The sequence below is a fragment of the Serinicoccus sp. CNJ-927 genome (assembly GCF_001942435.1).
Classification (GTDB): Bacteria; Actinomycetota; Actinomycetes; order Actinomycetales; family Dermatophilaceae; genus Ornithinicoccus; species Ornithinicoccus marinus.
In genome coordinates, this window is the sequence record NZ_MKKF01000051.1 from 50,375 (window position 1) to 68,665 (window position 18,291).

16 protein-coding genes and 1 pseudogene are annotated in these 18,291 nt (G+C 75.2%); 13 read left to right on the top strand and 4 right to left on the bottom strand.

Going from position 1 to position 18,291, the window contains the following annotated elements:
- Window positions 1-133: 133 nt before the first annotated feature.
- A pseudogene (locus BJF86_RS19920) lies at window positions 134-742 on the bottom strand (TIGR03089 family protein); the annotation flags it as partial.
- Between BJF86_RS19920 and BJF86_RS15665 the strand changes: the two are divergent.
- Complete coding sequence (locus tag BJF86_RS15665; protein ID WP_075820314.1) at window positions 675-1,610, top strand: DNA-3-methyladenine glycosylase family protein; 936 nt, start codon at window positions 675-677, stop codon at window positions 1,608-1,610. The pseudogene BJF86_RS19920 and the gene BJF86_RS15665 overlap by 68 nt on opposite strands.
- On the opposite strand, the gene BJF86_RS15670 is transcribed toward BJF86_RS15665, so the two are convergent.
- Window positions 1,588-2,670 carry a coenzyme F420-0:L-glutamate ligase gene (locus BJF86_RS15670; RefSeq protein ID WP_237768264.1) on the bottom strand — a complete coding sequence of 361 codons (1,083 nt, stop codon included), beginning with the start codon at window positions 2,668-2,670 and terminating at the stop codon, window positions 1,588-1,590. The two genes, BJF86_RS15665 and BJF86_RS15670, sit on opposite strands and share 23 nt — an antisense overlap.
- Window positions 2,667-3,671 (bottom strand): 2-phospho-L-lactate transferase, encoded by a 1,005-nt coding sequence (gene cofD, locus BJF86_RS15675; protein ID WP_075820317.1) that lies wholly within the window; start codon window positions 3,669-3,671, stop codon window positions 2,667-2,669. The genes BJF86_RS15670 and cofD overlap by 4 nt, the downstream gene beginning before the upstream one ends.
- Window positions 3,672-3,828: 157 nt before the next feature.
- On the opposite strand from cofD, the gene BJF86_RS15680 reads away from it, so the two are divergent.
- From BJF86_RS15680 to BJF86_RS15690, 3 genes are all read left to right on the top strand, one after another.
- On the top strand, window positions 3,829-4,098 hold the full coding sequence (locus BJF86_RS15680; RefSeq protein WP_075820319.1) for a WhiB family transcriptional regulator: 270 nt from the start codon (window positions 3,829-3,831) through the stop codon (window positions 4,096-4,098).
- Between the two features lie 53 nt (window positions 4,099-4,151).
- A complete protein-coding gene (locus tag BJF86_RS15685; protein WP_075820321.1) occupies window positions 4,152-7,286 on the top strand; it encodes a glycosyltransferase in 3,135 nt (1,044 codons plus the stop codon).
- Between the two features lie 91 nt (window positions 7,287-7,377).
- Window positions 7,378-9,033, top strand: a complete 1,656-nt coding sequence (locus BJF86_RS15690; protein ID WP_075820323.1) for a DUF5719 family protein — start codon at window positions 7,378-7,380, stop codon at window positions 9,031-9,033.
- Window positions 9,034-9,039: 6 nt separating this feature from the next.
- On the opposite strand, the gene BJF86_RS15695 is transcribed toward BJF86_RS15690, so the two are convergent.
- Window positions 9,040-9,357 carry a metallopeptidase family protein gene (locus BJF86_RS15695; RefSeq protein WP_028130865.1) on the bottom strand — a complete coding sequence of 106 codons (318 nt, stop codon included), beginning with the start codon at window positions 9,355-9,357 and terminating at the stop codon, window positions 9,040-9,042.
- A 152-nt stretch (window positions 9,358-9,509) separates the two neighbouring features.
- Here BJF86_RS15695 and BJF86_RS15700 point away from each other — a divergent pair, with 152 nt between their 5' ends.
- The 9 genes from BJF86_RS15700 (at window position 9,510) to mtrA (ending at window position 18,286) form a co-directional block, all read left to right on the top strand.
- Complete coding sequence (locus BJF86_RS15700; RefSeq protein WP_028130864.1) at window positions 9,510-9,878, top strand: DUF3499 domain-containing protein; 369 nt, start codon at window positions 9,510-9,512, stop codon at window positions 9,876-9,878.
- Between the two features lie 18 nt (window positions 9,879-9,896).
- Window positions 9,897-10,622: a hypothetical protein gene (locus tag BJF86_RS19925; protein WP_075820325.1), complete on the top strand. Its 726-nt coding sequence runs from the start codon at window positions 9,897-9,899 to the stop codon at window positions 10,620-10,622.
- Between the two features lie 4 nt (window positions 10,623-10,626).
- A complete protein-coding gene (locus tag BJF86_RS15710; RefSeq protein WP_022924180.1) occupies window positions 10,627-10,848 on the top strand; it encodes a Trm112 family protein in 222 nt (73 codons plus the stop codon).
- A gap of 11 nt (window positions 10,849-10,859) precedes the next feature.
- Window positions 10,860-12,152 (top strand): SIS domain-containing protein, encoded by a 1,293-nt coding sequence (locus BJF86_RS15715; protein ID WP_075820327.1) that lies wholly within the window; start codon window positions 10,860-10,862, stop codon window positions 12,150-12,152.
- Between the two features lie 5 nt (window positions 12,153-12,157).
- Window positions 12,158-13,096: a tryptophan 2,3-dioxygenase gene (locus BJF86_RS15720; RefSeq protein ID WP_075820450.1), complete on the top strand. Its 939-nt coding sequence runs from the start codon at window positions 12,158-12,160 to the stop codon at window positions 13,094-13,096.
- Window positions 13,080-14,330: a kynureninase gene (locus BJF86_RS15725; protein ID WP_414819951.1), complete on the top strand. Its 1,251-nt coding sequence runs from the start codon at window positions 13,080-13,082 to the stop codon at window positions 14,328-14,330. Before BJF86_RS15720 ends, BJF86_RS15725 begins: the two co-directional genes overlap by 17 nt.
- Before the next feature lie 339 nt (window positions 14,331-14,669).
- A complete protein-coding gene (locus BJF86_RS15730; protein WP_075820329.1) occupies window positions 14,670-16,100 on the top strand; it encodes a mycothione reductase in 1,431 nt (476 codons plus the stop codon).
- Window positions 16,101-16,110: 10 nt separating this feature from the next.
- Window positions 16,111-17,574 carry an adenosylhomocysteinase gene (gene ahcY / locus BJF86_RS15735; protein WP_237739992.1) on the top strand — a complete coding sequence of 488 codons (1,464 nt, stop codon included), beginning with the start codon at window positions 16,111-16,113 and terminating at the stop codon, window positions 17,572-17,574.
- A 34-nt stretch (window positions 17,575-17,608) separates the two neighbouring features.
- Window positions 17,609-18,286 (top strand): MtrAB system response regulator MtrA, encoded by a 678-nt coding sequence (gene mtrA / locus BJF86_RS15740; protein WP_022924173.1) that lies wholly within the window; start codon window positions 17,609-17,611, stop codon window positions 18,284-18,286.
- Window positions 18,287-18,291 lie beyond the last annotated feature (5 nt).

Consider the following 18,291-nt stretch of genomic DNA (forward strand, 5'->3'; position numbering starts at 1 on the left):
TGCAGCACCTGGCGCACGAACAGTCCCCGGTCGGTGGTGCCGAGCAGGGACCGGGCGCCTCGGGCGCCGGCGGCAGGTCGGCCAGCAGGTCGGCATACGTCACCCGCTCGCCGCCGCTCACCAGCGCGGTGTCCTCCTCCTCGGCCTCGTCCCACGCGGTGAAGTCGTCGGCGTAGCTCGCCAGCTCGGCCGCCTCGTCCATGACGCCGGAGCGCAGCTCGCCGTCGAAGGCCCGCGCCAGGGCGGGCAGGGCCACCGCCACGACCTCGTCGCAGTCGCCGGCGACCTCGCTGTCCGGGTCGTCGGTGACGAGCACGTCGGCGCCCTCGTGCGTGTCCACCGTCAGGGTGGCCCCGACGGACCAGACGGCGAGGGCCCAGTAGGCCAGGCGCCAGTGCGGGGCGGGCAGGTCCACCAGGACCACCGAGCCCGGCTGGACGTCCAGCCCCTCCTGCAGCGCGTTGGCGGCCTTGGACACCCAGGTGCGCAGCACCTTGCGGGAGATCTCGATGCGCTCGCCGGGGCCCCCAGGGCTGTCGTCGTAGAAGGTGAGGGCAGGGCGGGTCGCGTCGGCGGCGACCGCCTGGCTCAGGATCGCGGAGGGTTGCGGCACGGGGGCCACGGTAGTGGGTGCTGTTGCGCGGCGGGCGAGGAGCGGGGCAGGCTGCTCCCTCGTGAGCACCGCCCGGCACCGTGTCTGGCGTCCGGCGCGCCCGCTGGACGTCGCCGCGACCTGGGGCACGTTGCGGCGCGGTGCCGGGGACCCGTGCTGGCGCGTGGTCGACGGCGAGCTGTGGCGCGGGGTGCGGGCGCCGACCGGCCCGGCGACCCTGCGGCTGGCCCGCCGGTCCCCCGACTCCCCGGTCGCGGCGCAGGCCTGGGGGCCGGGAGCGGAGTGGCTGCTCGACGGGCTGCCGGGGATGCTCGGCGAGGGGGACGACGACGAGGGGTTCGTGCCGGTGCACGCGCCGGTGGCCCACGCCCTCCGGCGGCATCCCGGGTGGCGGACGCCCCGGACCGGGTTGGTCCTGGAGTCCCTCGTCCCGGCCGTGGTCGAGCAGAAGGTCACCGGCCAGGAGGCCTTCTCCGGGTGGCGGCGGGTGGTTCAGCGCTTCGGGGACGTCGCGCCGGGCCCCGGGGCCGCGCTGCGCCTGCGGGTGCCGCCCTCGGTGCCGACGCTGTCGGGCATACCGTCCTGGGAGTGGTTGCGCGCCGGGGTCAGCCCGCAGCGCGCGGACACCGTCGCCCGGGTCGTGCAGGTGGCGGCACGGTTGGAGGAGTGCGTCGGGATGAGCTCCTCCCGGGCGCGGGCCCGGCTGACCGCCGTCCCGGGGGTGGGGGTCTGGACGGCCGCCGAGACCGCGCAGCGCGCCCTCGGGGACGCCGACGCGGTCTCCTTCGGCGACTACCACGTCGCGGCCAACATCGGGTATGCCCTCACCGGCGAGACGGTCGACGACCACGGCCTGGTCGAGCTGCTCGCCCCGTATGCCGGTCACCGCTACCGGGTGCAGCGGCTGCTGGGGCTCTCGGGTGCCGGCCGTCCCCGGCGGGGGCCGCGGATGGCACCGCGGGGGCACCTGCCGGTCAGTCGGTCCCGGGGCGGCTGACCACGCGGACCTGCACCGACAGGTCCTCCGCGGCCAGGGCGAGCTCGAGCCGCGTGGCGACGCGGCCGGCCAGCACGGGGTCCTCGGCGCGGACGACGAGGCCCTCGTCGAGGGAGCCCTGCACCTCGACCCGGTGGTCGGCGGCCAGGCCCAGCAGCGCCAGCCGGGTCGCCCGCGCGGTGCGTGCCGCCCCGCTCTCGGGCAGCACCGAGGGGAGGCCGACCTCCGCGGCGGCCGGGCTGCCCGGAGGCGCACCGAGGGCCGAGCGCAGCGCCTCGCGGTGCCCGAGCGCGAACCAGTCGCCGGGGCCGGTGCGCACCAGGGACCGTGCGCCGGCAGCGGCGGCGTCGCCCGACCCGCCGTTCCCGTCGGCACCGGTGCCGAGCACGAGCTCCGGCAGGCCCCGGACCAGGGCCGCCCCGGTGCCGGAGGCCTTGCCCTTGACGAGGTCGGCGGCAGCGGCGAGCTCGTCGGCGACCGCGCGGCTGGTGACCGACAGCGGCCGACCGTCGGCGTCCTCGCCGCCGCGGAGGTCCTCCAGGACCCGCAGGCCGCAGGCACCCAGGGCCAGGTCGGTCTGACCCTCGCGCCACGGGCGGCCGGCGGTGTCGGTGAGGAGCAGGCCGAAGCGGGCCGCCGCGCCGGGGGTCCGACGCAGCGCGGCGTGCAGGTCGCGGGCCACGGCGTCCGGGTCCCGGGGGAGCAGCAGCAGCCCGCCCTCGGGGCCGGTGTTGCTCGCGTCCACCCCCGCGGCGGCCAGGACCGGGCCGGCCACGGACTCGACCACCCGCGTCACCCCGGCCGGCGTGAGCCGCTCGGCCACCACCCGCACGCTCTGGGCGGCGACGACGTCCTCGCGGTCGGCCGGAGCGCCGACGCGCAGCCCGAGCGCCTTGGAGACCAGCTTGCTCGACACCGCCAGGACGTCGCCGTCGCGCAGCCCGCCGGCACGCGCGACGGCCTCGGCGAGGGCGGCGGCCAGATCCATACCGGCGGTCACCTCGGGGAGCCCGGGGAGGGGGATCACCTGCACCGTGCCGGGGGTCGGGGCGGGGCTCACCTCCGGTCCCGGCCTGCGGGCACGGGGGTGCCGGCCAGCTCCTGCCCGAGGTCGAGGGCGGCGCCGGCCAGCCGGGCGGCACCGGCGCCGTCCCGCATGAGCAGGTCCAGCGAGCGGACCCGCACCCCGGCGGGATACCGCGCGTCGGCGTCCGCGTCGTCGACCAGCCACCCGTCGAGGAAGTCGGCATAGATCCCCGCGACCCCGGCCGCGCTCACCTCGACCCCCAACGGGGCGAGGCAGGCGTCTGCGTGACCGCGGACCGGGCGACCGCCGAGCAGCGGGCTGACCCCCACGACCGGGGCGCGGGTGCCGCGCACCGCCTCCCGGATGCCGGGGACGCCGAGGATGATGCCGATCGAGACGACCGGGTTGCTCGGGGGCAGCAGGACGAGGTCGGCCCCGCGCACCGCGTCGAGCACGTGCGGGGCGGCGGTGGCCCCGCCCAGCCCGGCGACGGAGAAGCGCCGCGCCGGCAGCGACGCGCCGTGCCGCACCCACCACTCCTGGAAGTGGATGGCCCGCTCGCCCCCGGCGTCGTCGTCGACCACCACGTGGGTCTCGATCGGGGTGTCCGTCGCCGGCAGGAGCCGCACCCCTCGCTCGGGCAGGCCCCACCGCTGCGCCAGCCGGTCCGTCACCTCGCTGAGCGTCAGGCCCTGGGCCAGCCAGCGGCTGCGCGCCAGGTGGGTGGCGAGGTCCAGGTCGCCGAGGGTGAACCAGTCCGGCCCCACCCCGAGGGTTCCCAGCTCGTCGGCGACCCGTGTGCTCTCCCCGGCCCGGCCCCAGCCCTGGTCCTCGTCCACACCGCCCCCGAGGGTGTAGAGCAGCGTGTCCAGGTCCGGACAGACCCGCAGCCCGACCAGCGTGATGTCGTCGCCGGTGTTGCCGATGACGGTCACCGTGGTCGGCTCCGGGGCCTCGCGGGTCGCCAGGTGCGACAGGAGGCCGCGGACGAAGCGGGCGCCGCCGACGCCACCGGCCAGAACGGTGATCTGCATGCCCCCATTGTCGGTGCCGGGGCAGGTTGTAGCAGATCCGGGGTTGACTCCGGCGGATGACACGCGTGTAATTCAGGTGTTGCCATCTGCTGCCGGGGCGAGCCGGCGGGGTGCGCGGCCGGCGAGAAGTGTGTAGGCGAGAGGTCGAGGAGGAGCCATGCACGAGCTGGAGCTGATGTCGTTGATGCACGGTATCGATGACACCGAGGAGATGAACTGGCAGGAGCGTGCCCTGTGCGCGCAGACCGACCCGGAGGCCTTCTTCCCCGAGAAGGGCGGGTCCACCCGCGAGGCCAAGAAGGTCTGCGTCGGGTGCGAGGTGCGGGCCGAGTGCCTGGAGTATGCGCTCGCCCACGACGAGCGCTTCGGCATCTGGGGAGGACTGTCCGAGCGTGAGCGGCGCAAGCTGAAGAAGCGCGCGGTCTGAGCACCCGACGCACGCCGGTCGCCGGGCAGGGTCCGGACGCGCCGGTCGCAGCGATGCCCACGCACCCCGACGAGTCGCTCCCGCAGCGGCCCCGTGCCGGTGGTCGCGCCGCTGTCGACGACGTCTCGGTCGTGCTCCTGCCGGTGGACCTCCCGGCGGGTGGTGGGGACGGCGAGGACGAGCTGGCCGGGGTGTTGCGGGCCGTCGCGGCCGGCCGGCGCCGACCGCAACGGGTGCTGCTGCTGCATCCCGAACCCGAGGGGGGACCGGTGGCCGCGCTCCAGGACCTGGCCCGGGAGCTGGGTCTGCCGCTGAGCGTCCGCTCCCACCCGCAGCAGGACCGGGTGGCGGCCGTCCGCACCGCCCTGGACGTCCTGCCGGACCAGCCGGGGCACTGGATCTGGTTCCTCACCGCCGACGCCCGGCCCGAGCCGGAGGCGCTGGCCGCCCTCACCGCCGCGGTCCGGCGCAGCAGCCGGGTCGGCGTCGTCGGCCCCAAGCTCGTGCACGCCGACCAGCCGCGGCTGCTGCGCTCGCTCGGTCACCGCGTCACGCCGGCCGGCCGGGTCGTCGACCCCACCCGCGCCGCCCTCGTCGACCAGGGCCAGCTGGACCTGCGGCAGGACGTCCTCGGAGTTCCGCTGAGCGGGGCCCTCGTCCAGGCCCGGGTGCTGCAGGAGGTCGGCGGGATCGACCCGGCCTTCGCGCAGGACGGTGTCGACGGGCTCGACCTGGGCTGGCGGGCCCACCTCGCCGGTCACCGGACGGTCGTCGCGCCCGAGGCCGTCGTCCGGCAGGGCGAGGCAGGGCTGGGCGTCGTCGACCCGTTGGTGACCCGCGCCAGGGTGCGCCAGGTGGCCCTGGCCCGCGGCTCGTCCTGGGCGGCGCCCTGGCGCGCGCTGGGCGTCCTCGTCACCAGCCTGGCCGCCGCGCTGCTCCTGCTCCTCGTCAAGCGCCCCGCCGAGGCCGCGGGGGAGTGGGCGGACGTCCGGGCGGTGCTGCGACCGGGGCGCGGGTGGTCCGCGCGGCGGCGGTTCCGCCGCCGCCGACGGGTGGCGCCCCGCGACCTCGCGGGTCTGCACGAGCCCCGTGCGACGGGCTGGCGCGCGACCGTGGACACGGTGGGCGAGGCCCTCGACCCGCGCTCCCGACGCGGCTCGGGCGCGCCGCTGCCGCGGACCGGGGCGCCTCGCACCGGTCCGGTGTCCGACGACTTCGACGACGCGGTCGGGGAGGGCCGTCGGTCGGGGAGGTGGAGCTGGTCGCTGGCGCTGTCCGTCCTGGTCGTGGCGGCGGCCACCGCCTGGATGGGGCGAGGTGCTCTCTCGCCGGCCGGTCTCGACCTCGCGGGCGTCGGCCTGTCCGGAGGACAGCTGGGGGTCGCCGCCACGGACGCCGCGGGGCTGTGGTCCGCCGCGGTGGACGGCTGGCGGGGCGCCGGTCTCGGTCACGGCGACCCCGCCCCGGCGTGGCTGCCGCAGGCGACGGTCCTGTCCTGGCTCCTCGGCCTCCTGCCCGGTGCGGGGCCGACCACGGCCGGGCCCGCCCTGGCCTGGCTGCTCGCCGCCGCGCCGGTGCTGAGCGTCCTCACGGCATACCTCGCGCTGCGTCGGAGCACCCGGCGACGCTGGGTCCGGGCGGTGCTCGCGCTGGGCTGGGCCCTGGCGCCGGCGCTCGTCGTCGCGACGTCCCAGGGGAGGGTGGGACCGGCCGTGGTGCACGTCCTCGCGCCGCTGCTCGTGGCCGGCATCCTCGTCGTCAGCGACCGGTCCCGCGGGGTCCGCAGGGCCGCGGCGGCCTTCGGCACCGCCCTCGGCCTCGCGATCGCCGCGCAGTGGCTGCCGCTCGTGCTCGTGCTGGGGACCGTGGCCGGGCTGCTGGTCCTCGGCGTGGGCCGGGGGAGCGCCCGGTGGCGCGGCGCGGTCGTCGCGGTCCTGCCGTGGGTGCTGCTGCTGCCCTGGTGGCCGAGCCTGCTGGCCGGGCCGGTCCAGCTCCTGGGGGGAGCCGGCGCGACCTCTGCCACCCCCCGGCTGCCCGCGACGCCCGACGCCTGGCAGCTGCTCCTGCTCCACCCTGCCGGCGTCGACCCCTCCGGGCTCGACGGCCTCCTGCTGTGGCTGCAGGTGCCGCTCTGGCTGGCGGCGCTGGCCTCGCTGCTGCGGCCGGGCGACGGCGGCCGGCGGGCAGGCGTGCTCGTCGCCGTCGGCATCGTCGCCCTCGTCCTGGCGCAGGTCGCGGTGCGCACCTCGCTGGGCGTGCTCCCCGCCGGGCACTCCGAGGCCGGATCGGTGGTCTCGGCCTGGCCGGGGACCCTGTTGTCCGTCGGTGGCGCCGCGCTGCTCCTCGCCGCCGCCTCGCTGGTCGAGGATCTCCTGGCGACCCGCCGGGGGAGGGTCCTGCGGGTGCCGGCCCGGGCGCTGGCCTCGACGGGCGCGGTGGTCGTGCTCGCCGCCACCGTGGTCGCCGCGGGATGGACCGTCCTGAGCAGCCGGGTCACCCCCGGGCTCACGGTCGCCACCGAGCCGCTCCCGCCGGTCGCCGCCGAGCAGGCCCGAGGACCCGAGGCGTTGCGCACGCTGCTGCTCACCCCGGAGCAGGACGGCCTGCTCGTCGACCTGCGGGGCAGCGAGCCGGAGGCCACCCGCATCCTGCGCGACCGGACCGCCGACCTCGCGCGGGGCGTCCCCGGCCAGGGGCAGGTCGAGCAGGCGGTCCAGGCCCTCGTCGGGGGTGCCTCGTCGGACCAGGCACGCCAGGAGCTGCTCGGCCTCGGCGTGGGCTACGTCGAGCTCGAGGCGTCCGACACCCATCCCGCGGCCGACGACCTGGACCGGGTCGCCGGTCTGGCGCGGGTCTCCAGCCCCGAGGGCAGCGTCCTGTGGCGGATGGTCGAGGGCGACCCGGGACGCACGCGCGTGGTCGACGCCGACGGCGCGACCGTCGAGGTGCTGCCCAGCACCGACCCGCACGGGCAGGCCGCGGGCCGGGTCGACGTGCCGTCGGGAGCTCGCTCCACGTCGCCGAGGCGGCCGGCTGGGCCGAGGTCGCGCAGCTCACCGTCGACGGCGACGAGCTGGACCTCGAGGGATCGCGGACGAGCCTGCCCGCCGGGCGGCACACCGTCGAGGTCACCCTGCCCACCCCCGGGCTGCCCTGGCACCTGCTGGCCCTCGCCGTCGCAGTCGTGACGGCCTTCCTGGCGCTCCCGGTCGGGCGGACCGACGAGGCCGAGGACGAGGACGCGGCGACCCCCGGCACCCACGAGCCGCAGGAGAAGTCATGAGCGACACGGACACCGGCAGCGGCGCCGCGCCCCGACGTGGTGCCTGGGTGCGGCTCGGCTGCGGCCTGCTGGCCCTCGGGCTGCTCACCTGGGGCAGCGTCCAGGCCGGCGCCTGGGGGCCGGGCAGCGACGGTGGGCAGAGCGTCGCGTCGACGGCCCCCGACACCGAGACCGCCGCTGGGGGTGGCGACCAGCCGGTCCTGGTCGAGGAGGCACGGCTGGCGTGCGCCGGGGTCAGCGGCTCGCCGGGGGCGGATGCGGCCGCCCTCGCACCGCCCGAGCTCTTCGCCGAGCAGCCCACCGGGCAGCGATCGGCCACGCTGTCGCCGGTGGCAGGGTCGGCCGGGTCGGACGTGCTGGAGCTGCGCGCGGACGAGGAGGTCGCCGAGACCCCACCGGCCGAGGACGCCACGTCGCTGCTGACCGCGGCCGGGCCCGGTGCCCCCGGCCTCGTGGGGGGTCACCTGTCCGTGAGCACCGGGAGCGGGTCGAGGGGAGCCGCCCTGGTGGGGTGCGCTGCGGCCGCTGCGGAGCACTGGCTGCTCGGCGGTGACGCCGCAGCCGGTCGCACCGAGCAGGTCGTGCTCACCAACCCCGGTACCGACCCGGTGCGCGTCGATCTGGAGGTGCACGGCACCGAGGGGCCGGTCGAGGCCACCGGTGCCTCCGGACTGGTCGTCCCCGCCGGCGGCCGGCTCGTCCGCCCGCTGGACGCCCTGGCGCCCCGGACCGCCGCACCGGCCGTCCACGTCGCCGCGGAGGGTGGGCCGGTGACCGCGCACCTCGTGGACATCTCGCGCGAGGGCACGACCGACCTGGGCGTGGATGTGACCGGCCCGAGCGCCGAGGCGGCCCGTGACCTGGTGATCCCGCCCCTGCCGGACGCCGGTGCCGACGGGACGGAGACGGTGCTGCGGCTGCTCGCGCCGGAGGCGGACGCCGTGGTCGAGCTCGGTGCGCTCACCGAGGACGGCGCCGCGACACCGGGAACCTCCGCCGTCCGCGTCGCCGCCGGCACCACCGCGGACGTCCCTCTCGACGGGCTGCCCGAGGGTGCGGTCGGCCTCCGGGTGCGCTCGGACCACCCGGTCACCGCGTCCTTGCAGGTCCGGCTCGCGCCCTCCGGTGACGAGCCGGTGGACCAGGAGGTCGCGGAGCAGGAGACGACGGACGGTGAGGCCGCCACGGCGACCGCCGCACCGGACGGGGCCACCGCCACCGGCTCGTTGCAGGACCAGGAGCAGCCACTGGTCCGACCCGCCGGCGAGCTGGCCTGGGTGCCCGCCGCCGGTCCGGCCACGCAACCCGTCGGGATCGGCCTGCCCGACCGTGCTGCGGTGCCAGGGGCCGAGACGTCGCTGTCCGTCGCGGTCCTCGACGCCACCGCGGTCGAGGTGCTGCTGCGCTCGGCGGACGGGAGCACCCGGGTGGAGACCCTGGAGCTGGGCAACGACTCGACGACGCTGCTCCCTCTGGCCCCGGACGTGAGAGGGGTCTGGGTCCGGCCGGCCGAGGAGGGCGGCACCGGCGTCGTCGCCGCGGCCGTGCACCTCACCGGGTCCGACGACCTCGGCCCCTACCGGGCGGCGGCCGCGCTGGCGGCCGTCCCGTGGTCCCGCGAGGTGACCGGCGTCAGCCGGGTCGTGCCCTGAGGCGCCTCACACCAGGTCCTCGGGGTCGCGCCCCAGCATCCGGGCGACCTGCTCGACGACCACCTCGGTGACGAGGGCGCCCAGCTCGACTTCGTCCGCGGCCCGGTGCAGCACCGGGCGGCGGTAGACCACCAGCCGCGCCGGCATACCCCCCTGCGCCGGGAACAACCGGCCGAGCGCGACGTCGTGCTCCCAGGGCGCGGGGTCGGAGGGCGGCACCTCCTCCACCGCCAGCTCCAGGCCCAGCGGGCTGCCCCAGCGCTGCTCGACCGTCTCGGCGGCATCGAGCACCAGCTCGTCGAACCGGTCGCGCCGGCTGCTCATGGCCGGCACCCGAGGCCAGGCGAGAGGTCCGCGGACCCCCCGTCCGCGGCGGTCCCGGTGCGTGGCCATGGCGCGACGATAGATCACCAGGGGCGGCGCCCGGTCGGGGTGGCACCACGGGATCGTGGGCGGGGGCGCCTAGAGTGTCGGGCGTGACCCTGACTCGCCAGTGCTCCAAGACGGCGTGCGTCCGCCCCGCCACGTCGACGCTCACCTACGTCTACGCGGAGCAGACCGCGGTGCTCGGGCCGCTGGCGACGTATGCCGAGCCCCACAGCTACGACCTGTGCGAGGAGCACGCGACCCGGCTCACCGCGCCACGCGGCTGGGACGTCGTGCGGCTGGAGCTGCCCGAGGGAGAGCCCCGCCCGCCGGTGGACGACCTCGCGGCGCTGGCCGACGCGGTGCGCGAGCACCGCGGCACCATCGTCCGGGTTGACTCCCCGCAGAGCCCGCACGAGGGCGCGACCGTGACCGAGATCGCCCGGCGCGGACACCTGCGGGTGCTGCGCGACCGCTGACGGCCACGGAACCTGCTCGTGGTCGAGGTCGCCGCGGTCGTCAAGGCCTACGACGTGCGTGGGCTGGTCCCCGAGCAGCTCGACGCAGGGACGGCACGAGCGCTGGGCTCCGCCTTCGCACAGGTGGTGGTCCGTCCCGAGGGGCACGCCGGGATCGTGCTCGGCCGCGACATGCGCGCAACCTCCCCGGAGCTCGCCGACGCCTTCGCCGGCGGGGTCCTCGAGCAGGGCGTGGACGTGATGGACATCGGGCTCTGCTCCACCGACGGTCTCTCTTACGCCAGCGGCACCCGCGACCTGCCGGGGGCGATGGTCACCGCGAGCCACAACCCTGCCGGTGACAACGGGATCAAGCTGTGCCGGGCGGCCGCCGCGCCCGTCGGACAGGACTCCCGGCTGGCCGAGATCCGGGACCTCGCGCAGTGGCTGCTGGACCGCGGCGACCTGCACCAGCTCACGGCCCCGGCCTCGGCGGGGCGGCGGCAGGAGGTGGACCTGCTCGCGGACTACGCCGCCCCCGCGACCGAGCGGGTGCGACGGTGGGCGCTCGACCGGGGGGCGAGGGTCGACGACACCGATGGCCTGCTCGGCCGGCAGGACGAGGGCAGCGTGGCCTTCTGGTGGGTCTCGCTGCGGTCCAGCAACACCGAGCCGGTGATGCGGCTCACCGTCGAGGCGCGCGACGGTGCGAGGATGGAGCAGGTCCGGGACGCCGTCCTGGCCGTGGTGGAGCAGGAGGACTGACGCGATGGCACGACCGGAGTTCGACCCGTGGGTGCGCAGCATCCTGCGCTGCCCCGTGGGGCGCCACGAGCTGGTCGACGTGACCGACGAGCAGGGGGAGCCCGCGCTGCAGTGCGCCGAGGACTGCGAGGGTCCCGGGCGCCGCCGACGCTACCCGTGGCGGGAGGGCATACCGGTGCTGCTCGCCGACGACGCGGTGGTCGTCACGGTCGCCGACGGATCCTGAGGAGAGCGGGTATGCCCTACATCGACGAAGCGCTCCTCGACGACCCGGAGGAGCTGCAGCGCAAGGACTCGCGGGACACCCTGCGCGCCCTCGCCAGCGCCGGGGCGCAGGTGCGCGAGGCGATGACGCTGGCCGACGAGGCCGGCATCGACCGGCTGGCCAGCACCGAGCGGCCGCGCTCGGTGCTGGTGGCGGCGATCGGCGGGTCCTCCATCGTGGCCGATGTGCTCGAGCTGCTCGCGGAGCCGGGGTCGCCGGTGCCGGTGCAGGCGCGGCGCAACCTCCCGCTGCCGGGCTGGGTCGGGCCGCTCGATCTCGTGGTGGCGGTCTCGCTCTCCGGTCGGGCACCGGGACCGCTGGCCGTGGCGGCCGAGGCGGCCCGCCGGGGCGCGATGCTGCTGACCGTGGGCGCCGACGACTCGCCGCTGGCGCAGGTCTGCCGCAGCGCCCGCGGGGTGCACGTCGGGGTCGGCTCCGGCGGACGCACGAGCTCGCGGACGGCGCTGTGGACGCTGCTCGCCCCGGTGCTCATCGGTGCCGACCGGTTGGGCCTGCTGGACGCCCCGGCCGACGTGGTGCGGGCTGTCGCCGAGCGGTTGGACCACCGTGCCGAGCAGTTCCGGCCGTCCTCCGACGCCTTCGTCAACCCCGCCAAGATCCTCGCCGTCCAGCTCGCCGAGACGGTGCCGGTCGTGCTCGGGGACGGGCCGCTCGGCGGGGTCGCCGCGGCGCGCGCCGCCTCGATGCTGGCCCGCACCGCCCGCATCCCGGCAACCTTCGGTGAGCTCCCGGACGCCGCGAGCGGGATCGTCGCGTGCTTCGACGGGCCCTACACCGCGATCGGCGGGCGACGGGCGGGGACCTACGACGACGCCCGGATCCGTCTCGGCGACATCGACACCTCGGGCTGGGAGCCGCACCACTTCGCCGAGCCGGAGGGCGAGCTCATGGAGCGCCCGCGTGGCCCGGAGGCCGGCCGCGGCGGTGACGACATCTTCGCCGATCCCTACCTGGACGGCCCGGCGCCGCCGCGCCTCGGGTTGCTCATGCTGCGAGACGCGCCGGTGTCGCCGGCGACACCGGAGTCGGTGCAGGCCGAGGCGCTCACCGACGCCGTGCTCACCACGGCGCGCGAGGCCGGGGCGCGGGTGATGGAGGTGCAGGCCGAGGACGGCGCACCGGTGGTGCGGCTGGCCGACCACGTCGCCGCCCTGGACTTCGCGGCGACCTACCTGGCGATCGGGCTGGGGCTCGATCCCTCGGTGTCCCCGCACGTCGCCGACCTCAGGGACCGGACGCGGTGAGCCAGATGCCGGGAAGCACCGACGACGCCGGGCCCGATCTCGACCCGATCACCCGGCATACCCGCTCCCGACGCGACCTCGAGGAGGGGATCGAGCGCGACTTCGGGCAGAACCTGTCCTACGGCGCCTACCTCGACCTGCCAACCCTGCTCTCGGCCCAGCACCCTCGGGCGACCCCGCCGCAGCACGACGAGCTGCTCTTCATCATCCAGCACCAGACGACCGAGCTCTGGCTGCGCCTGGTCATCCACGAGCTGACCAGTGCTCGGTCCTTGCTGGCGGCCGACGACCACCGGCAGGCGCTCAAGCGCATCGCCCGGGTGAAGCACATCCAGGCCTCCATGACCGAGCAGTGGTCGGTCCTGGCCACGCTCACGCCCAGCGAGTACGCGCAGTTCCGGGCCTTCCTCGCCACCGGATCCGGGTTCCAGAGCTGGCAGTACCGCGCCGTCGAGTTCATGCTCGGCAACAAGAACGCGGCGATGCTGCCGGTCTTCGCCCACGACGAGGAGCAGCACGCCGAGCTGGAGCGGCTGCTGCACGAGCCCAGCCTCTACGACGAGGTGCTCGCCTGGCTGGCGCGCCGCGGGCACCCCGTCCCGGAGGAGGTGCTGACCCGGGACGTGTCCGAGCCGTACCGGGCGCACGAGGGGGTCGTGGCGGCCCTCAGCCGGATCTACGCCGACCCGCAGGAGCACTGGGCGGAGTACGAGACGGCCGAGGAGCTGGTGGATCTCGAGGACAACTTCCAGGTATGGCGCTTCCGTCACCTCAAGACGGTGGAGCGCATCATCGGGAGCAAGCGGGGCTCCGGGGGATCCAGCGGTGTCCCCTTCCTCCGCCGGGCGCTGGAGCTGACGTTCTTCCCCGAGCTCTACGACGTGCGCTCGGCCATCCAGGACGTCACGCCGGAGGGCTACCACGGGGGTGACGGACGTGGCTGAGCAGGCATCGTCGCGGGAGAGGGCCGCACGGCTGGACGACCAGGACCCGCTGGCCGCCTATGCCGAGCGCTTCGAGCGCGCCGACGGTGTGGTGGCCTACTTCGACGGCAACTCGCTGGGGCGACCGGTGGCGGGGGCCGCGGAGGCGATGGCCTCCTTCGTCCGGGACGAGTGGGGCACGCGCCTCATCCGGTCCTGGGACGAGGGCTGGATGGGGTGGCCCGAGCAGGTCGGGGATCTGGTCGGGTCCGCCGCGCTGGGGGCGGGCCCCGGCCAGACCGTGGTCGCCGACTCGACCACGGTGCTGCTCTACAAGGTGCTCCGCGCCCTCGTCGACCACCAGCTCGCCGTCGACCCGGGGCGCACCGAGCTGGTGCTCGACACCGACAACTTCCCGACCGACCGTTACGTCGCCGAGGGGATCGCGGCGGAGCGTGGTCTCACGCTGCGGTGGATCGACGCCGACCCGGCGTCGGGGGTGCACGAGGGCCAGGTCCGGGAGGTCGTGGGGGAGCGCACCGGTGTAGTCCTCGTCTCGCACGTGGCCTACCGGTCCGGCTTCGTCGCCGATGCCGAGGCCATCACCCGGGTGGCGCACGAGGCCGGGGCGCTGGTGCTGTGGGACACCTGCCACAGCGCCGGGTCCGTGCCGGTGCGCGCTGACGCGTGGGGGTGGGACGCGGCGGTGGGGTGCGACTACAAGTACCTCAACGGCGGGCCGGGGGCACCGGCGCACGCCTACCTGGCCCGGCGCCATCACGATCTGGCGACGCTGCAGCAGCCGATCCAGGGGTGGATGGGCCGCCGTGATCCCTTCCTCATGGAGCAGGGCTACCAGCCCGCTGCCGGCATCCGGGCACTCGTGAGCGGCACCCCGCCGATCGTGGGGATGGTGCCGGTGCGGCTGGGCGCGCAGATGCTGGCCGAGGCCGGCATCGAGGCGGTCCGGGCCAAGAGTCTGGCGCTCACCGACCTCGCCTGGTCCGTGGTGGAGAGCTGGCCGGAGGAGCTGGGGGTGGTGGTCGCCAGCCCGCGCGAGCACGCCCGTCGCGGGGGCCACCTGACGCTGCGCCACCCGGCCTTCGAGGAGATCTACCCCCGGCTGTGGGATCGCGGGGTGATTCCCGACTTCCGCTCCCCGGACGGCCTGCGGCTCGGGCTGTCCCCGCTGTCCACCACCTTCGTCGAGGTGTGGGACGGGCTCGCGGCGATCCTGGAGGAGCTGCAGCGCTGAGCCCTGGCACGTCCGTCCGGTGCCCGTCAGAAGGGTCGCGCTGGTCGTCAGGATCGGGCGCCTGACGGGCAGAGGTGTCCCCCGCCCGGTGGTCCCGGCCGTCGCGACGGGGTGGGGGGTGCCTGGTAGTGCCGGTAGTCGTGGGTGCGGGTCGTGGTGGTGCGGTCTCGTCCACATCAGGTCGCGGAGCCGGTTGATGCTGGCGGTGGCGAGTCCAAGGGTCTTGAGCCGGTGGTGGCGCTGCCCCTGCGACGAGCTGACAGCTTCATCCTACTCGAACACATGTACGAGAGCAGGACCCTGGGTGGATGTCCTCCCTCGGCGATCTACGCTGGTCGGGTGAGCGACACCTCCCACTACGACCTGGTCGTCATCGGCACGGGCTCGGGCAACTCGCTCGTGACGCCGGAGCTGCAGGGGCGACGCATCGCGATCGTCGAGGGGGGCGTCTTCGGCGGCACCTGCCTCAACGTGGGCTGCATCCCCACCAAGATGTTCGTGTATGCCGCCGAGGTCGCCACGACCATCCGCGACGCCGCCCGCTTCGGGATCGACGCGACGCTGGACCAGGTCCGGTGGGCCGACATCCGCGACCGCGTCTTCGGGCGGATCGACCCCATCAGCGACGGCGGCCGGGACTACCGGGTCACCGGCGAGCACACCGAGGCCTACCTCGGCCACGCCCGCTTCGTGGGGGACCACGAGCTCGAGGTGGAGATCACCCATGACGGCGGCGAGCACGCGCTCGGGTCGGTGCACCGGATCAGCGGTGAGCAGATCGTCATCGCCACCGGTGCGAGCCCGGTGGTGCCGGAGGTCATCCGGGCCTCCGGCGTGCCCTTCGAGACCTCCGACACGGTCATGCGCCTCGAGGAGCTGCCCGAGCGCCTGGTCGTCCTCGGCGGCGGTGTCATCGCCGCGGAGTTCGCGCACATCTTCTCCGCCCTGGGTGTCGCGGTGACCATCGTCAACCGCAGCGACGGGCTGCTGCGGGTGCTGGACCGCGAGATCGCGGCGGCCTACACCGACCTGGCCCGCGCCCAGTGGGACGTCCGCACCGGGGTGGAGGCCGTCGACGCCCGGCAGGACGAGGCCGGCATCGAGCTGCGCCTCTCCGACGGCTCGGTCGCGACCGGTGACACGCTCCTCGTGGCCACCGGACGCGCGCCCAACACCGACGACCTCGGGCTGGAGCGCACGGCCGTGCGGACCCACGACGACGGGAGGGTGGTCGTGGACCGCTTCGGTCGCACCGACGTGACCGGTGTGTGGTCCCTCGGGGACGCCTCGTCCGAGCACCAACTCAAGCACGTCGCCAACCACGAGGCGCGGGTCGTCGCGCACAACCTGGCGCACCCGGACGAGCTACGGCCTTTCGACCACCGCTTCGTGCCCGCCGCCATCTTCAGCCACCCGCAGGTGGCGACGGTCGGCCTGAGCGAGGAGGAGGCGCGGGAGCAGGGCTACGACGTCACGACCAAGGTGCAGCGCTACGGCGACACCGCCTACGGCTGGGCGATGGAGGACACGACCGGCATCCTCAAGGCGGTCGGCGACGCCGCCACCGGCCGGCTGCTCGGCGTCCACTGCCTCGGGGCCCACGCGAGCACCCTCGTCCAGCCCGCCATCCAGGCCCTCAGCCTGGGCCCCGACGTCACCGCGCACGAGCTGGCGCGGGGGCAGTACTGGATCCACCCCGCGCTCTCCGAGGTCCTGGAGAACGCGCTGCTCGGCCTCACCGTCCCCGGCGACGTCGGGGACGCCACGTAGCATGGCGGGCATGCCCGACACGATGACGACCACCGGCACGGAGCTGGAGCACCAGGTCCGCGACCTGTCGCTCGCCGAGCAGGGCCGCCACCAGATACGCCTGGCCGAGCACGAGATGCCCGGCCTGATGGCGCTGCGCGAGCGGTTCTCCCGCGACCAGCCGCTGGCGGGCGCCCGGATCGCCGGCTCGCTGCACATGACCGTCCAGACCGCCGTGCTCATCGAGACCCTCGTCGCGCTCGGCGCGGACGTCCGCTGGGCCTCCTGCAACATCTTCTCCACCCAGGACGAGGCCGCCGCCGCGGTCGTCGTCGGTCCCGAAGGCACGCCCGAGCAGCCCCGGGGCGTCCCGGTCTTCGCCTGGAAGGGCGAGACGCTGGAGGAGTACTGGTGGTGCACGACCCGGATCATGGAGTGGCCCGGAGAGACCGGCCCCACCCTCATCCTCGACGACGGCGGCGACGCGACGCTGCTGGTGCTCAAGGGACGTGAGTGGGAGCGGCAGGGAGCGGTGCCGGGTGCCGAGGAGGAGGATCCCGAGGAGTGGAAGGTCATCCTGGAGACCGTCCGCGCCACGATGGCCCAGGACCCCACCCGGTGGACCCGGGTCGCCGAGGGCGTCGGCGGAGTCTCCGAGGAGACCACCACCGGGGTGCACCGGCTCTACCAGCTGCACGAGGCCGGTGAGCTGCTCTTCCCGGCGATCAACGTCAACGACTCGGTCACCAAGAGCAAGTTCGACAACACCTACGGCTGCCGGCACAGCCTGATCGACGGCCTCAACCGGGCCACCGACGTGCTCATCGGCGGCAAGGTCGCCGTCGTCTGCGGCTACGGCGACGTCGGCAAGGGCTGCGCGGAGGCGCTGCGGGGGCAGGGCGCCCGCGTCATCGTCACCGAGATCGACCCCATCTGCGCGCTGCAGGCCGCGATGGACGGCTACCAGGTGGCCCGGCTGGAGGACGTCGTCGGCAGCGCCGACTTCGTCATCACCGCGACCGGCTGCAAGGACGTCGTCACCGTGGACCACATGATGTCGATGAAGGACAAGGCGGTCCTGGGCAACATCGGGCACTTCGACAACGAGATCGACATGGCGGGCCTGGCCCGGGTGCCCGACGTCCGCCGGGTCGAGATCAAGCCGCAGGTCCACGAGTGGTCCACCGTGGAGGGCCGCTCGATCATCGTCCTGTCCGAGGGGCGGCTGCTCAACCTCGGCAACGCGACCGGCCACCCCAGCTTCGTCATGTCGACCAGCTTCGCCAACCAGGTGATGGCCCAGGTCGAGCTGCACACCCGGATCGAGGACTACCCGCTCGGCGTGCACACGCTGCGCAAGGAGTTGGACGAGGAGGTCGCGCGGCTGCACTTGACCTCGGTCGCCGCCGACCTCACCGAGCTGACCAAGGAGCAGGCTGCCTACCTGGGGGTCGACGTGGCCGGCCCCTACAAGCCTGAGCACTACCGCTACTGATCCCCGCGCAGGGGCAGGGAAGCAGGAGGAACCCGTGAGCGCTCGAGTACTCGTGGTCGACGATGACCAGGCGCTGGCCGAGATGCTGGGCATCGTGCTGCGCAAGGAGGGCTACGAGGTGGCCACCTGCGGTGACGGTGGCCGGGCCATGCCGATGTTCCGCGAGTTCCGGCCCGACCTGGTGCTCCTCGACGTCATGCTCCCGTCAAAGGACGGCATCGAGGTATGCCATGAGCTGCGCGCCGAGTCCGGCGTGCCGGTGGTCATGCTCACCGCCCGCACCGACACCAAGGACGTCGTGCTCGGCCTGGAGGCGGGGGCCGACGACTACGTCGTCAAGCCGTTCAAGCCGCAGGAGCTGCTGGCCCGGCTCCGGGCCCGGCTGCGCCGGTCCGAGAGCGGCGACGACACCCGCCTGCAGGTCGGCGACGTGCTCATCGACGTCGCGGGGCACGAGGTGACCCGCGGCGGCGAGCAGATCCCGCTGACCCCGCTGGAGTTCGACCTGCTCGTCGCGCTGGCCAGCAAGCCGAGCCAGGTCTTCGACCGGGAGTCGCTCCTGGAGCAGGTGTGGGGGTACCGGCACGCCGGGGACACACGGCTGGTCAACGTCCACGTCCAGCGGCTGCGCAGCAAGATCGAGAAGGACCCGGAGAACCCCCAGATCGTGGTGACGGTGCGTGGCGTCGGGTACAAGGCCGGACACCCCTGAGGCGC

What these genes read in the sequence shown, in the direction of transcription:
- cofD (WP_075820317.1), bottom strand. Translation starts at nt 3,671, where the DNA reads ATGCAGATCACCGTTCTGGCCGGTGGCGTCGGCGGCGCCCGCTTCGTC.
- BJF86_RS15680 (WP_075820319.1), top strand. Translation starts at nt 3,829, where the DNA reads ATGCACGAGCTGGAGCTGATGTCGTTGATGCACGGTATCGATGACACC.
- BJF86_RS15685 (WP_075820321.1), top strand. Translation starts at nt 4,152, where the DNA reads ATGCCCACGCACCCCGACGAGTCGCTCCCGCAGCGGCCCCGTGCCGGT.
- BJF86_RS15690 (WP_075820323.1), top strand. Translation starts at nt 7,378, where the DNA reads ATGAGCGACACGGACACCGGCAGCGGCGCCGCGCCCCGACGTGGTGCC.
- BJF86_RS15695 (WP_028130865.1), bottom strand. Translation starts at nt 9,357, where the DNA reads ATGAGCAGCCGGCGCGACCGGTTCGACGAGCTGGTGCTCGATGCCGCC.
- BJF86_RS15710 (WP_022924180.1), top strand. Translation starts at nt 10,627, where the DNA reads ATGGCACGACCGGAGTTCGACCCGTGGGTGCGCAGCATCCTGCGCTGC.
- BJF86_RS15715 (WP_075820327.1), top strand. Translation starts at nt 10,860, where the DNA reads ATGCCCTACATCGACGAAGCGCTCCTCGACGACCCGGAGGAGCTGCAG.
- BJF86_RS15720 (WP_075820450.1), top strand. Translation starts at nt 12,158, where the DNA reads ATGCCGGGAAGCACCGACGACGCCGGGCCCGATCTCGACCCGATCACC.
- ahcY (WP_237739992.1), top strand. Translation starts at nt 16,111, where the DNA reads ATGCCCGACACGATGACGACCACCGGCACGGAGCTGGAGCACCAGGTC.